At 58.4% G+C, this 13,864-nt stretch carries 14 protein-coding genes and 1 tRNA gene; 13 read left to right on the top strand and 2 right to left on the bottom strand.

Annotated elements, in window-relative coordinates; translation table 11 throughout:
• The first annotated feature begins 51 nt into the window (after window positions 1-51).
• Entirely contained in the window at window positions 52-843 is a 792-nt protein-coding gene (locus tag AC1DVE_RS11080; protein ID WP_223457473.1) for a TSUP family transporter, read from the top strand.
• Between the two features lie 178 nt (window positions 844-1,021).
• Here AC1DVE_RS11080 and AC1DVE_RS11075 read toward each other — a convergent pair whose 3' ends face one another.
• On the bottom strand, window positions 1,022-1,471 hold the full coding sequence (locus tag AC1DVE_RS11075) for a carboxypeptidase regulatory-like domain-containing protein (protein ID WP_223457471.1): 450 nt from the start codon (window positions 1,469-1,471) through the stop codon (window positions 1,022-1,024).
• Window positions 1,472-1,724: 253 nt separating this feature from the next.
• On the opposite strand from AC1DVE_RS11075, the gene AC1DVE_RS11070 reads away from it, so the two are divergent.
• The 4 genes from AC1DVE_RS11070 (at window position 1,725) to AC1DVE_RS11055 (ending at window position 4,738) form a co-directional block, all read left to right on the top strand.
• A complete protein-coding gene (locus tag AC1DVE_RS11070) occupies window positions 1,725-2,783 on the top strand; it encodes a PDDEXK nuclease domain-containing protein (protein ID WP_223457469.1) in 1,059 nt (352 codons plus the stop codon).
• Window positions 2,784-2,851: 68 nt separating this feature from the next.
• Window positions 2,852-3,826, top strand: a complete 975-nt coding sequence (locus tag AC1DVE_RS11065; RefSeq protein ID WP_223457467.1) for an alpha/beta hydrolase family protein — start codon at window positions 2,852-2,854, stop codon at window positions 3,824-3,826.
• A gap of 36 nt (window positions 3,827-3,862) precedes the next feature.
• Window positions 3,863-4,279, top strand: a complete 417-nt coding sequence (locus tag AC1DVE_RS11060; protein WP_110660947.1) for a hypothetical protein — start codon at window positions 3,863-3,865, stop codon at window positions 4,277-4,279.
• Between the two features lie 6 nt (window positions 4,280-4,285).
• Window positions 4,286-4,738, top strand: a complete 453-nt coding sequence (locus tag AC1DVE_RS11055) for a hypothetical protein (protein ID WP_223457465.1) — start codon at window positions 4,286-4,288, stop codon at window positions 4,736-4,738.
• 70 nt (window positions 4,739-4,808) lie between these two features.
• Here the strand turns inward: AC1DVE_RS11055 and gabP are convergent, their stop codons facing one another.
• The gene (gene gabP, locus AC1DVE_RS11050; protein ID WP_223457463.1) at window positions 4,809-6,200 is read right to left on the bottom strand and encodes a GABA permease; all 1,392 of its coding nucleotides are present in this window, start codon (window positions 6,198-6,200) and stop codon (window positions 4,809-4,811) included.
• A 564-nt stretch (window positions 6,201-6,764) separates the two neighbouring features.
• Here gabP and AC1DVE_RS11045 point away from each other — a divergent pair.
• From AC1DVE_RS11045 to AC1DVE_RS11010, 8 genes are all read left to right on the top strand, one after another.
• Complete coding sequence (locus AC1DVE_RS11045) at window positions 6,765-7,538, top strand: ABC transporter ATP-binding protein (protein WP_007972784.1); 774 nt, start codon at window positions 6,765-6,767, stop codon at window positions 7,536-7,538.
• A 13-nt stretch (window positions 7,539-7,551) separates the two neighbouring features.
• Window positions 7,552-8,301 carry an ABC transporter substrate-binding protein gene (locus tag AC1DVE_RS11040; RefSeq protein WP_223457461.1) on the top strand — a complete coding sequence of 250 codons (750 nt, stop codon included), beginning with the start codon at window positions 7,552-7,554 and terminating at the stop codon, window positions 8,299-8,301.
• Between the two features lie 72 nt (window positions 8,302-8,373).
• Window positions 8,374-9,069: an ABC transporter permease gene (locus AC1DVE_RS11035; protein WP_057712425.1), complete on the top strand. Its 696-nt coding sequence runs from the start codon at window positions 8,374-8,376 to the stop codon at window positions 9,067-9,069.
• Window positions 9,066-9,755 carry an ABC transporter permease gene (locus tag AC1DVE_RS11030; RefSeq protein WP_008046525.1) on the top strand — a complete coding sequence of 230 codons (690 nt, stop codon included), beginning with the start codon at window positions 9,066-9,068 and terminating at the stop codon, window positions 9,753-9,755. The genes AC1DVE_RS11035 and AC1DVE_RS11030 overlap by 4 nt, the downstream gene beginning before the upstream one ends.
• Window positions 9,736-10,965, top strand: coding sequence for a methyltransferase (locus AC1DVE_RS11025; RefSeq protein ID WP_223532787.1), 1,230 nt, complete (start codon window positions 9,736-9,738; stop codon window positions 10,963-10,965). Before AC1DVE_RS11030 ends, AC1DVE_RS11025 begins: the two co-directional genes overlap by 20 nt.
• Before the next feature lie 343 nt (window positions 10,966-11,308).
• The gene (locus tag AC1DVE_RS11020; RefSeq protein WP_477783922.1) at window positions 11,309-12,133 is read left to right on the top strand and encodes an FkbM family methyltransferase; all 825 of its coding nucleotides are present in this window, start codon (window positions 11,309-11,311) and stop codon (window positions 12,131-12,133) included.
• 78 nt (window positions 12,134-12,211) lie between these two features.
• A tRNA-Thr gene (locus AC1DVE_RS11015) sits at window positions 12,212-12,287 on the top strand.
• 164 nt (window positions 12,288-12,451) lie between these two features.
• Window positions 12,452-13,780 (top strand): tyrosine-type recombinase/integrase, encoded by a 1,329-nt coding sequence (locus AC1DVE_RS11010; RefSeq protein ID WP_024645034.1) that lies wholly within the window; start codon window positions 12,452-12,454, stop codon window positions 13,778-13,780.
• Window positions 13,781-13,864: the final 84 nt, after the last annotated feature.

The following is a 13,864-nucleotide window of genomic DNA, read 5'->3' as shown; positions in this document are numbered from 1 at the left end:
TGAACGACCAGTCATGTGATTACTGGCCAATAACCATAAAGAGAGAATGCAATGTCTTGGGATGTAATTGGCATGTTGGCGCTCGTCGCTTTTTGCGCCGGTTTTTTTGATGCGATTGCCGGTGGTGGCGGTTTGATCACCTTGCCTGCATTGTTCCTGGCAGGTGTAGATCCCATCAGTGCGATTGCCACGAACAAGTTCCAGGCCGCTTCGGCAACTGTTTCGGCAACTGTAACCTTTGCTCGCAAAGGAATGATCGAGTGGCGCGAAGGCCGTTTCCTGGTTATCTGCGGATTTATTGGCGGCGCCAGTGGTGCCTTGTTGGTCAGCTCTATTGATAAGCGCTATCTGGAAGTTTGCGTACCTATCATGCTGATCCTGGTAGCCATCTATTTTGCGCTCTCTCCAAAGCTGGCCAATGAAGATCGACGCAAGAGAATCGGCATTCTGCTTTTTTCGTTTAGCGTTGCGCCGATTCTTGGCTTCTACGACGGTATATTTGGCCCCGGTGTGGGCTCTTTCTTTATCGTCGGATTCGTACTGCTCTGCGGCTTGGGCATGATGCGGGCCATGAGCTTTACCAAACTTGCCAACGCCTCATGCAATCTCGGTTCTCTGTCGGTCTTTATCACCAAAGGTGTGATTATCTGGCCGGTAGCCATTGCCATGGCTTTGGCAGCCTTCGTCGGCGCTCAATTGGGTGCACGGGCCGCTGTTCGGGTCGGACCACGGTTGATCAAACCTATGTTGATCGTGGTCTGCTGCGCCTTGGCCATCAAGCTGCTGAGCGTAGAAACCAACCCTTTACGCGTTGCACTCATCCAAACATTGGCGTCGTTATGATCGTCACGTCGGTGATGACCAGCGCGTCCTAATGCTTGGGATCTGACGATACCCCCACTTCGCCGCTTCGCCAGACCCTCAATCTTCATTTGAAAAAACCCGCGTATCCATCACCGGGATCGCGGGTTTTGTCGTTTCTGGCCTTGAGCCTTGAGCACCAATGGTTCAGAGCCTCTCGTTAACTCGCATCATTCCAGTGGAAAACCAGGTTACGGGCTGCACCACTGCCAACATCGGCAACGTCCTTCCGTGTTTCTCCGTGATGCGTCGCAATGACGGTGTATTTACCGGCAGGCAGTTTCACGTAAACCAGCGGACCGGCGTCATTGAGCGTCAGCACGGTCTGCCCCGGGGCTTTCTGAATAACTACATTCACGTCAGGAGAGTATTCATTTCCCGTCCCGACAGAGAACGTCATGTGCAGGTTATAGCCGGTGGTCTGCTGGATGGCCTTGGACTCATCCTCGCCGATACCGCCGGACAGGTAGGTGATGCCGTTTTGCTCCTGGCTTTGCACCTGCACCCCCGAGCTGTCGATTGGCTCAAGGCTGGCGGCAGGTGACATCGCTGGAAACATCAGCACGCCTACAGCAGTGAGGGGCAACAGGAGTGAATGGAAGTATTTCATGATGACGACTCCCGGGTTCTGCAGAACCCAATCGTTACACTCTTTGGATTTCCAGTCGGAGGGATGGGTTTAGATTGATTTGGCTTGAGTACGAAACGTACTACGCCATTTGTTCCTCAGCCCTCGCCCGGATTCAGACCTGTCCTGCCTGAGAACCCGGTATTTCCTGCCTGTTTCTCAGTAACACCCGGCATCTTCGAAGGGTGCTCACTTGTCATTCTCTTTCGCTGTTCAACTTGCTGCGGAAGACCTCATGACGACCCTCACACCCAACGACACTCACGATCCACATCTGGCATCACTGCTTGGCAACCTTGGAAAATTGATCCATCAGGCACGTCAGAAGGTGCTTCGGGCGGTCGATACTGTTCAAGTGCAGACCTGTTGGCAGATCGGGCGACATATTGTCGAGTTCGAGCAGCAGGGGGCTCGGCGGGCGAGATATGGCAAACGCTTACTGGCCACTTTGGCAAAAGTACTCAGTGCCGACTTCGGCAAAGGCTTTGACGAACGCAATCTGCGTTACATGCGAGATTTTTATCAAACTTTTCCAATTTGGAACGCAGTGCGTTCCGAATTGAGCTGGACCCACTACCGCCGCTTGCTTCGGGTCGACAACGACAGCGCTCGTCTCTGGTACATGAACGAAGCAGTTACCCAAAACTGGTCAAGCCGAGCGCTGGAGCGCCAGATCAATACGTTGTACTACGAACATCTGCTGGCGAGCCGCGATCGCGGCAGCGTCAAGCAGGAGGCCGCCACCCACATTCAAAACATGAAGGCCAGCCCTCGGGATTTCATCCGTGATCCGGTGGTACTGGAGTTTCTTGGTTTACCCACTGCCGGCAAGCTTCAGGAAAGCGAGATCGAACAAGCGCTGATCGAACAACTGCAGGGCTTCTTGCTTCAGCCGGGAAAGGGCTTCGCTTTCATTGCCCGTCAGCAACGCATCAGTATCGGCAGCAAAGACTTCTGCATCGATCTGGTGTTCTACAACTACTTGCTCAAGTGCTTCGTCATCGTCGATATCAAGCGCGGTGAACTGACCCATCAGGATCTGGGGCAGATGGACATGTACTTGAGCATGTACGACAACCTCAAACGTGGCGCGCAAGACAGTCCCACGGTCGGCATCATTCTCTGCGCGCAAAAGGATGAATCCGTGGTGCGTTACTCAGTGCTGGAAGGCAACGAGCAACTGCTCGCCAGCAAGTACAAGCTTGTCCTGCCGAGTGAAGAGCAACTTCGTAACGAACTGGACAGGCAATGGGCGGCACTTGAAGAACGACTGCCCGATCAACAACCGCGTTGAGACGAACGGATTGTTCATCAACGGCATCAAGACTATCGTTGGCAGCTACCCGCAAAGGACTGACGCCGATGAATTTGCAGGACACGCCTCCACTGGCCCCCATTCAAATCGAGTTGCCGCTGCCGGATACCACCCCCGGCAAACCGTTCAAGGAAACCGCCGCGGACGGTTTCATCCTCGGTGGCTTCACCTGGCGACACGCCTCTCAGGACGCCGCTCGTCCGGTGGTGATCATCAATGCCGCCACGTCGGTCCGTTGCCGGCATTACTCACGTTTTGCCGACTACCTGTTCGACCACGGCTTCGATGTCATCACCTATGACTACCGCGGCATCGGCGAGTCGCGGCCGGCATCGCTCAAGGGGCTTCAAGCCTCGTGGAGCGATTGGGGTGCGCTGGATTTCGAGGCGATGCTCAAGCGCGCACAGCGTGAGTTCCCAAGGCAGCCTATCGATGTGGTCGGCCACAGCTTTGGCGGCTGTGCAGCGGGCCTGGGGGCGTCCGGGCACCTGATCCGGCGTCTGGTGACGGTCGGTGCACAATTCGCCTACTGGCGCGACTATGCGCCGGCCCATCGCTGGCGCATGTTCGCCAAGTGGCATGTGCTGATGCCGCTGGTGACGATGATCTACGGCTACTTTCCGGGCAAACGCCTTGGCTGGCTGGAAGACACACCCGCCGGCGTGGTCCGAGACTGGAGCCTTTCCACTGCCCGCTACGAGAATCGCTCCAGCGGCCGCACAATCAGCAAAACCGCCGGGCAGCTGCCCTTTGCCGGTGTCACCGCGCAAACCCTGGCCATCAGCATTAGCGACGATCCCTACGGCACGGTCCCGGCCATCGAGCGCCTGCTCGGCTACTTCACCGGCAGCACAAACTCTCACCTGCGCATCCACCCCGAAGACATCGGCGAAGAAGAAGTCGGACATTTCGCCTTTTTTCGCAGCGCATACCAAGCCACACTATGGCCCATTGCATTGGCCTGGCTGCAAAACGGCGAGCTGGCCCCCGATACCCCCGGGCGGCGAGTGCCACGCAGCTAGGCCTTTTGCCCTTTCAACGAATACGGAACGACGCCCATGGCCTCCGCCAACAAGCAGCAAAAACGCGCCTCCCGCGCCAAGGCCAAGGCCAAGCAGAACCGCACCCAGCGGGCTGCCGCGCCGGTGGAACTGGACCCGAACGACGATCGCATCGACTTCGAGTCGGTGGACCTGACCGAACTGTTCAAGAAAATGATCGACGCCGAAAAAATCAGCCAGCAAGCCCTGTGCACGGCCTTCCTCGAAGACCCGCTGCTGGAACTGGTGTACGAGCAGGAAGGCGAAGAAGGCGCGATGGACTTCATCCTTGCCGCGTTGATCGAGTATCGCCAATGGGCGACCGAAACCGACGAAGCCGGCGCCCTGGCGTGGATCGAATCACCGGCCTTCCAGGCCGACTACGTGGCGGCGTCCGACGCCATTGCCGCGCAAACCCAACAGAAACCGAACTGAGTTCCCATGGCCTCCCTGAACAAGCAACAGAAACGCGCCAAACGCGCAAAAGCCAAAGCCAAGCAGATCAATATCCACGGCCGCAAACCCGCCGCGCTGGACGATGACCTTGGCCACCTTGCCGAGCCGATCCCGGAATACACCCTGGCAATGTTCAGCAAAATGCGCGACGCGGAAGCCGTCAGCCGCAGCGAAATGCTCTCGGTGTTGCTGAGGAACCTCGCCTTTATCATCATCGACCATCCAGAACTGCTGGACATGGAAAACGCCGACGACGAAGGCATGGCCGCCACCCACCTGGCCGCCGACATGCTGATCGACTACCGCATGTGGGCCGACGGCATGGATCGCGAGACCGCCCAGGTCTGGCTGAGCGAGCCGCAGTTCATCGCCGATTTCGGCGCTGCACTGGATGTCTACCGCGAGTCGCTGGAAGTACCGGAAGAAAAAGCCGAGTAAGGGTTACGCCCAAACAAAAACGGCCGCTTGTCATCTCTGACAGCGGCCGTTTTGCGTTACGCGGTATGGATCAGTTCAGCACCACCGCGCCGCGTTTTTCCAGGTTGCGGCGGCGAGCCACCAGCAAACCAGCCGCTACCACCAGAGCACTGAGCAAGCCGGTCGCGAGGATTTCCACGCGATGGGCTTCCTGGAACAGCATGATGGTCAGGGCCGCGACGATGAACACGATCACCGCGTAGGTCAGGCCCGGGAACAGCCACATGCTGAAGGCGATTTTCTCGCCGCGCGCTATACGCTGCTTACGCATGCGCAGTTGCGAAATCGCAATTACCAGGTACACCAGCAATGCGATGGCGCCGGAGCTGGCCAGCAGGAATTCGAACACGGCAGCCGGAGCCACGTAGTTGGCGAAGGTCGCCAGGAACGCTGCGCCAGTGGACAACATCACTGCCCAGTAAGGCGTGCCACTTTTGTTGGTGCGCGTGGACATCGCCGGCGCATCGCCGCGTTTGCCCAGGGAAAACATCATGCGCGACGACGTGTAGAGCGCCGAGTTCAGGCAGCTGGTCACAGCAACCAGTACCACAATGTCGACGATCATCTTGGCGTTCGGGATGCCCATGCGTTCAAGCACAGTCTGGTAGGAACCAAGGCTGGCCAGGATCGGGTCGTTCCATGGCACCAGGGCCACAACGATGAAGATCGACACGAGGTAGAACAAGCCGATCCGCCAGATCACCGAGTTGGTGGCCTTGGAGATTTGCTTGCCCGGATCTTTCGATTCCGCGGCCGCGATGGTCACGATTTCGGTGCCCATGAAGGAGAACATGGTGGTCAGGATCGCACCCAGCACCGCGCCCATGCCGTTTGGCAGGAAGCCTTGGGTGTCGAACAGGTGCGAAACACCGCTGACCTGGCTGTTCGGCAGGAAGCCGAAGATCGCCAGGACGCCGAGCACAATGAAACCAATGATTGCCACAACCTTGATCAGGGCGAACCAGAACTCGAACTCACCGTAGTTCTTTACGCTGAAGAGGTTGGTCACGGTCAGCAGCATCGTGATGACCAGAGCGAAGGCCCAGATGTCCACGCCTGGGAACCAGGCATGCAGGATGGTCGCGGCGGCGTTGGCTTCCAGTGGAATCACCAGCACCCAGAACCACCAGTACAACCAGCCGATGGTGAAACCGGCCCAGTGACCGATCGCGCGGTCGGCGTAAGTCGAAAACGAACCGGTGTCCGGCGAGGCAACGGCCATTTCGCCGAGCATGCGCATCACCAGCACCACCAACATGCCGGCGGCGGCGTAAGCCAACAGAACAGCCGGACCTGCAGCAGCGATGGCGTGACCCGAGCCAACAAACAAGCCGGCGCCGATAACCCCGGCAATCGACAGCATGGTCACGTGGCGCGGTTTGAGCCCCTGTTCGAGGCCATTAGAGCTTTGGGTACTGCTCATTAAAACTACCTTTGTAAGGAGAAGCGAATGCGTGCATCCCGTTCGGCGAACCTTCTCGTAAAAAGAAGCCAACGGGGCGTTCTGGATTCTGCACGCAATAATTGCGCCAAAATATTTCAAAACCCTCTAACCCGGCGATCTCGCCTTGACCGGACAGTCATCGCAACCCATTGAATTCACTGGCACTTTGCCAGAACGTTACCCTGCGACCCACTTTGTGTGGTGAATCAATGCACCGGAAACACACCTGAAAATGGCTCTGCGCACATTAAAAGTGCACTAGCGGTGCATTTGGCCGGATAGCGCTTCCAACACCCTGTCAAAGCTGGCAACATCGCGCCTTTTTTTGCGGCAGCCACCGCGCTTTTTATCGACAGGCAAGGTTCAAACAGCTGTTCGGTTGTTGATGGGGCGACAGTCTGCTGCGCCGATGCGACAACCTGCCACGCACCAGCCGTTTACCGTCCGTAGCGCTGTTGGCTGCCATTGAAACGCTATGCTAGGTTGGCCGCCTCGCCAGGAAGGCCGCCAACAGCAGGAGCGCAACATATATGAGGAACGCACATGGCTGAGGCCACGCCCGCGCTTGAAATCCGCAACTTGCACAAACGCTACGGTTCGCTGGAGGTGCTCAAAGGCATCTCGCTGACCGCCCGCGACGGCGATGTGATCTCGATCCTGGGTTCCTCCGGCTCCGGCAAGTCCACGTTCCTGCGGTGCATCAACCTGCTGGAAAACCCGCACCAGGGCCAGATCCTGGTCGCTGGCGAAGAACTCAAGCTCAAGGCCGCGAAGAACGGTGAACTGGTGGCCGCCGACGGCAAGCAGATCAATCGCCTGCGCAGCGAAATCGGTTTTGTGTTTCAAAACTTTAATCTGTGGCCGCACATGAGCGTGCTCGACAACATCATCGAAGCCCCGCGCCGTGTGCTCGGCCAGAGCAAGGCCGAAGCCATCGAAGTGGCCGAAGCCCTGCTGGCCAAGGTCGGTATCGCCGACAAGCGCCATGCCTACCCGGCGCAGTTGTCCGGCGGCCAGCAACAACGCGCGGCCATCGCCCGCACCCTGGCCATGCAGCCCAAGGTCATCCTGTTCGACGAGCCCACCTCGGCGCTTGACCCGGAAATGGTCCAGGAAGTACTTAATGTCATCCGCGCGCTGGCCGAAGAAGGCCGCACCATGCTGCTCGTGACCCACGAAATGGGCTTCGCCCGTCAGGTCTCCAGCGAAGTGGTGTTCCTCCACCAGGGCCTGGTAGAAGAGCAAGGATCGCCACAGCAGGTGTTTGAAAACCCGCTCTCGGCGCGCTGCAAACAATTCATGTCCAGCAACCGCTAACGGAGCTACCCACATGCAGAACTACAAAAAGGTCTTCCTGGCTGCCGCCGTCACCCTGGCGTTCAGCGCCGGTGCCATGGCCGAAACCCTGAAGATGGGCATCGAAGCGGCTTACCCGCCGTTCAACAATAAAGATGCCAGTGGCAATGTCGTCGGCTTCGACAAAGAGATCGGCGACGCCCTGTGCGCCAAGATGAAAGTCGAGTGCACCGTCGTGACCTCCGACTGGGACGGCATCATCCCGGCCCTGAACGCCAAGAAGTTCGACTTCCTGATCTCCTCGATGTCGATCACCGACGAGCGTAAGCAAGCGGTGGACTTCACCGACCCGTACTACTCCAACAAGCTGCAGTTCATCGCCAAGAAAGACATCGACTTCAAAACCGACAAGGTGGCGCTCAAAGGCAAGATCATCGGCGCCCAGCGCGCGACCCTGGCCGGCACCTTCCTGGAAGACCACTATGGTGACGACATCACCATCAAGCTCTACGACACCCAGGAAAACGCCTACCTCGACCTGACTTCCGGTCGTCTGGACGGCATCCTGGCCGACAAGTACGTCAACTACGAATGGCTGAAAAGCGACGCCGGCCGTAGCTACGAGTTCAAGGGCGACCCAGTGGAAGAAAGCGACAAGATCGGTATTGCCGTGCGCAAGAAGGACCCGATCCGCGAGAAGCTGAACTCCGCGCTGAAAGAAATCGTCGCTGACGGCACCTACAAGAAGATCAACGACAAGTACTTCCCGTTCAGCATCTATTGATACTGACCTGCCTGACCGGCGCCTGATGGCGCCGGTTCTCGGCCTTGCCTGCCGCGATTTGAAAAGAAATCCATGATTATCGACCTCTACGGATTCGGCCCGGCGCTCGCCGCTGGCGCGCTGATGACTGTGAAACTGGCACTCTCGGCCCTGTGCCTGGGGCTGGTACTCGGTCTGCTCGGCGCCTTGGCCAAGACTTCCCCGTACAAGCCGCTGCAATGGCTTGGCGGTACTTATTCGACCCTGGTTCGCGGCATCCCGGAATTGCTCTGGGTGCTGTTGATCTACTTCGGCACGGTCAACCTGATGCGTGCCCTGGGCGAGTTCTTCGGCAACCCCGACCTTGAACTCAATGCCTTCGCCGCCGGTGTAATCGCGCTGGGCCTGTGCTTCGGCGCCTACGCCACGGAAGTGTTTCGCGGTGCGATCCTTGCCATTCCCAAAGGCCATCGCGAAGCCGGTGTGGCCCTGGGCCTGTCGAAATGGCGCATCTTCACCAAGTTGATCATGCCGCAGATGTGGCGCATCGCCCTGCCCGGCCTGGGCAACCTGTTCATGATCCTGATGAAAGACACCGCGCTGGTGTCGGTGATCGGCCTGGAAGAAATCATGCGTCATGCGCAAATCGGCGTGACCGTCTCCAAACAGCCGTTCACCTTCTATATGGTGGCCGCGTTCATGTACCTGAGCCTGACGGTTCTGGCGATGACCGGCATGCACTTCCTGGAAAAACGTGCCGCTCGCGGCTTCGCGAGGAGCACCCAATGAACTGGGAAGTCATCATCAAATGGCTGCCGAAACTGGCCCAGGGCGCAACCCTGACCCTGGAACTGGTGGCCATCGCTGTGATCGCCGGTTTGCTGCTGGCCATTCCACTGGGCATCGCCCGCTCGTCGCGCCTGTGGTGGGTACGGGCATTTCCCTACGGCTACATCTTCTTTTTCCGTGGTACGCCGTTGCTGGTTCAGCTGTTCCTGGTCTACTACGGCCTGGCGCAGTTCGACGCGATCCGTAACAGTTCGATGTGGCCGTACCTGCGCGATCCCTTCTGGTGCGCCACGGCGACCATGACCTTGCACACTGCGGCCTACATTGCGGAAATCCTGCGGGGCGCCATTCAGGCGATACCACCGGGCGAGATCGAGGCGGCGCGGGCGCTGGGCATGTCCAGACCCAAAGCGCTGTTCTACATCATCCTGCCGCGCGCCGCGCGCATCGGCCTGCCGGCCTACAGCAACGAAGTGATCCTGATGCTCAAGGCCAGCGCCCTGGCCAGCACCGTGACCCTGCTGGAACTGACCGGCATGGCCCGCACCATCATTGCCCGGACCTACCTGCCGGTGGAGATCTTCTTCGCCGCGGGCATGTTCTACCTGGTGATGGCCTATGTGCTGGTGCGCGGTTTCAAGCTGCTGGAGCGCTGGTTGCGCGTCGATGCCTGCCAAGGGCGTTGATGCCGGCGTGTTGACGGGCGAGGCCTTGCTCGCCCGCTTCACCGCGCTGGATGCTTTTCTGACAGAGCATCAGGCACTGTGGAAACCCCGGCCGTTCACTCATCTACAGCTACCCTGGGAAGCGTCCTACCCGGAGTTAGCCGCATGGCTACGCGAGCGAACGCTGGAAGACGCGGAAAACGCTCACAACCAACCAGCCCTCCTGAATGCACCGGAACCCTTTGCTTCCTTGGCAAGGATGTCCGTTGCCTTGAGTGCCGAGGATGAATTGCCCGCACGCGCACTCGAAGCGGCGGGCCATCGATTGAACGTCGATGTACCGGGGCGCAAATGGCAGCAGATCGAAGCCTTTGCCAGTCGATTGCAGTTTTCCGAAGCACCGAAGCATTGGCTGGACTGGTGCTCGGGCAAGGGACATCTGGGGCGCCGCCTGTTGCAACCGGGGCAACAACTGACGTGCCTGGAATACGACCCGGCACTGGTAACCAGCGGCCAGGCACTCAGCCAACGCCATCACCTGCATGCGCTGCATATCGAACAGGATGTGCTCGCGGCAGACGCTGCTTCTTTATTGAGTGCGAATCACACGCCTGTCGCGCTTCACGCCTGCGGTGATTTGCATGTGCGGCTGATTCAACTCGCCAGTGCCACAGGCTGCAAACAACTCGCCATTGCACCGTGCTGCTACAACCGGATCAGTCTTGCCCAATACTCGCCGATTTCCTCGGCCGCCAAAGACTCTGGTTTAAAGCTTTCCCTCGACGACCTCGCGCTGCCCATGAGTGAAACCGTTACCGCCGGCGCCCGCGTGCGACGTCAACGCGACACCTCCATGGCCCGACGCCTGGGCTTCGACTTGCTGCAACGACAACTGCGGGGCATGGACGAGTACCTGCCAACCCCTTCCCTGCCAAGCGCATGGCTGGACAAACCCTTCGCCGATTACTGCCATCACCTGGCCGCACTCAAAGAGTTATCCACAATCGGCCCGCAAAATTGGCCAGCCCTCGAAGCCGCCGGTTGGCAGCGACTGGCCGAAGTGCGCAACCTTGAACTACTACGCGGACTTTTCCGACGCCCACTGGAGCTTTGGCTGGTCCTTGACCGGGCACTTTTCCTCGCCGAGCAGGGCTACAGCGTCCGCGTCGGCACCTTCTGCAAAACCCCGCTCACGCCGCGTAATTTTCTGCTCCTGGCCGAACGCGCTTAAACACATCCGGACTGTGGATAACTCTGTTGATGGAATTATCGTGGATCCAATATCCACGCCGGTTTCATGGTCAAATCCATACTGTTCATTTTTTGTACACACACATAAAAAATCGAAAAAACAGGTATTTGCGGACAAACGAGAACGGATCCACAAATTCGGCCTAAACCCAGTGCGCTACCAATGACATTGTGCATAAACATTTAATGAAAACGACATAAATGCCTAATCCCGGACCGCAGACAGGGGAAATTGCACCCTTTCATTACTCTTGATATACACACATGCAAGGGCGCCAGCAGCGCGGCCACGAACAAGAACATTCTTCCGACAGGATGCGCCAGTGACTTTCATTTCTTACGCACAGAATTTCGAAGACATACGCCTGTGGCGCGCCCTCAAAACCGTCGAGAACGGCTTCTACATCGACGTCGGGGCAAACCATCCCACCCATGATTCGGTCACCAAGGCGTTCTATGACAACGGCTGGACCGGCATCAACGTCGAACCGATGCCCAACTACTACGAAGCCCTGTGCCAGCAACGTCCCAAAGACACCAACCTGCAGTGCGCGGCCGGGGAAAGTGCTGACGACCTGACCTTCTACGGAATCGCCGGCACCGGCCTCTCGACCCTCGACCCGGCCATGGCCAAAATGCACAAAGACGCCGGCATGGACGTGCGCAGCCAAACGATCAAGTCCCGCACCCTGACCTCCATCTGCGAAGAACACGCCCAGGGCCGCGCCATTCACTTCCTGAAAATCGATGTCGAAGGCCACGAAGAAACCGTCCTGCGCGGCATGGACTTCAGCCAATGGCGGCCATGGGTGATACTCATCGAAACCCCCTGGGCCCGCGACCAGACCTGGGAAACCCTCGTCACCGACGCCGGCTACCACTCCATCCTGTTCGACGGCATCAACACCTACTACCTCGCCGAAGAACACCTGAACCTCAAACCCGCCTTCGACATCCCGCCGTGCAACCTGGACGAGTTCCAGTTCTGCAAAGGCCACAACTTCAGCCACCCCGTCAGCGACGCCGAACACCAACTCGCCGCCGCCCTGCAACGCGCCGAACAGGCCGAAGCACAGCTGCGCGCGATGCAAAACAGTCGAACCTGGCAAGCCATTCAGAAACTCAAGAAAACCCTGCTGCGCACCTGACCTGAAGCCCGAACAAAAATAGTCAAAATTCAGGGGTTTACAGAAGCCAACCAATCGCTATAATCGTCGCCCTGACACGCCGGTATAGCTCAGATGGTAGAGCAACTGACTTGTAATCAGTAGGTCCCGGGTTCGATTCCTGGTGCCGGCACCACATTAGGCTCCATTGCATTCCACCGAATGCTCTGGAAGCCCCGAAAACCCGCCCTTTGGCGGGTTTTTTCGTTCCAGGACCCTCCGTCGGGATCCAACAAAATCCCCCTTCCCCGAGGGTATGTTAGGGGTACTGCGATTTCCCGGTCAGGAGCGCGTACCCCTATGCCACGTCTAGCGATCCCCCTCAGCGACCTGCAATGCCGCACGGCAAAAACCCGCGAACGCGCCTACAAACTGTTCGACGGCGGCGGCATGTACCTTTTCGTCAAACCCAATGGCGTGAAGACCTGGCGCTTGAAGTACACCAAGCCCAGCGGCAAGGAAGGTACGCTCATCATCGGCAATTACCCCATCGTTACCCTTTCCGTCGCACGACGTAAGCGAGACGAAGCCAAGGCGTTGCTGCTCGACAACCTCGACCCAATGGAAGAAAAGAAGAAGGCCAAGATCGTAGCCCAGCGAGCGGCACTGCTTTTCGAGACCGTTGCTCTGGAGTGGCACGCCGACATGTCCCGTCGCTGGACCGAAGGACACGCTAAAACCGTGATGAGCCGACTGCGTACCCACGTCTTCCCGCTGATCGGCCAACGACCCATCGCTGAACTCGATACCCATGACCTGCTAGAGATCACCCAGCGCATCAAGGAACGCGGCACCATGGATGTGGCGTTAAGGGTACAGAACTACTTATCCACCATCATGCGCGGGGCCAAAAGGGCTCGGCAGATCACCATGAATCCTGCACTGGATCTGGCAGGCTCGATTCACGCGCCGCGCACAGTCCATCGCCCGGCCCTCTCCCTCAACCGCCTACCCGAACTGCTACACCGTATCGACAACTACAACGGCCGCGAGCTGACGCGCCTCGCCGTCCTGTTGACGCTGCACGTATTCGTCCGCTCCAGCGAACTTCGCTTCGCGCGATGGAGTGAGTTCGACCTCCAACGCGCCATGTGGGAAATCCCCGACACGCGCGCACCGATTGAAGGGGTACGCAACTCCACACGTGGGACCAAGATGAACGGTGACATTCAAATGGTTCCGCTTTCGCCGCAGGTCATCGAAATACTGGAGCGCCTGCGCAGCCTCAGTCGTTTTTCAGAGTTAGTGCTACCGGGCGACCACAAATACTGGAAGCCCATGTCCGAGAATACGGTGAACACCATGCTCCGCAACGTCGGCTATGACACCAGCAAGGACGTGTGCGGCCACGGCTTCAGGACCATGGCCTGTAGCGCTCTGCTGGAGTCCGGGTTATGGACCGACGCAGCCATCGAAAGACAAATGAGCCACAAGGAACGCAACCGTGTGCGTGCCGCGTATATCCACAAGGCCGAATTCCTCGAACAGCGCAGGCTGATCATGGCGTGGTGGAGCAACTACATCGACGCCAACCGCCATGGGCATGTGACACCCCACGAATTCGCTCACCCAGTCGGCGACAACATCACAGCCCTACAAAATAGCCGTGGCGCATCCAAACGTGGGTAAGCCTGTGAGATCACCGTTGTCCGCCCTTCCACGCGGGTCCATCCAAGCGGGGCTGCAAAGCCGCCCTGCTTGGATGGACGTCAC

It is taken from the genome of Pseudomonas sp. P4_B4 (assembly GCF_056402255.1).
Note: the sequence above shows the minus strand (reverse complement) of the source record. Positions and strands in the feature narration are given on the sequence as shown.

What these genes read in the sequence shown, in the direction of transcription:
- AC1DVE_RS11010 (WP_024645034.1), top strand. Translation starts at nt 12,452, where the DNA reads ATGCCACGTCTAGCGATCCCCCTCAGCGACCTGCAATGCCGCACGGCA.
- AC1DVE_RS11055 (WP_223457465.1), top strand. Translation starts at nt 4,286, where the DNA reads ATGGCCTCCCTGAACAAGCAACAGAAACGCGCCAAACGCGCAAAAGCC.
- AC1DVE_RS11035 (WP_057712425.1), top strand. Translation starts at nt 8,374, where the DNA reads ATGATTATCGACCTCTACGGATTCGGCCCGGCGCTCGCCGCTGGCGCG.
- AC1DVE_RS11025 (WP_223532787.1), top strand. Translation starts at nt 9,736, where the DNA reads ATGCCTGCCAAGGGCGTTGATGCCGGCGTGTTGACGGGCGAGGCCTTG.
- AC1DVE_RS11080 (WP_223457473.1), top strand. Translation starts at nt 52, where the DNA reads ATGTCTTGGGATGTAATTGGCATGTTGGCGCTCGTCGCTTTTTGCGCC.
- AC1DVE_RS11075 (WP_223457471.1), bottom strand. Translation starts at nt 1,471, where the DNA reads ATGAAATACTTCCATTCACTCCTGTTGCCCCTCACTGCTGTAGGCGTG.
- AC1DVE_RS11030 (WP_008046525.1), top strand. Translation starts at nt 9,066, where the DNA reads ATGAACTGGGAAGTCATCATCAAATGGCTGCCGAAACTGGCCCAGGGC.
- AC1DVE_RS11070 (WP_223457469.1), top strand. Translation starts at nt 1,725, where the DNA reads ATGACGACCCTCACACCCAACGACACTCACGATCCACATCTGGCATCA.
- AC1DVE_RS11040 (WP_223457461.1), top strand. Translation starts at nt 7,552, where the DNA reads ATGCAGAACTACAAAAAGGTCTTCCTGGCTGCCGCCGTCACCCTGGCG.
- AC1DVE_RS11060 (WP_110660947.1), top strand. Translation starts at nt 3,863, where the DNA reads ATGGCCTCCGCCAACAAGCAGCAAAAACGCGCCTCCCGCGCCAAGGCC.
- AC1DVE_RS11065 (WP_223457467.1), top strand. Translation starts at nt 2,852, where the DNA reads ATGAATTTGCAGGACACGCCTCCACTGGCCCCCATTCAAATCGAGTTG.
- AC1DVE_RS11045 (WP_007972784.1), top strand. Translation starts at nt 6,765, where the DNA reads ATGGCTGAGGCCACGCCCGCGCTTGAAATCCGCAACTTGCACAAACGC.
- gabP (WP_223457463.1), bottom strand. Translation starts at nt 6,200, where the DNA reads ATGAGCAGTACCCAAAGCTCTAATGGCCTCGAACAGGGGCTCAAACCG.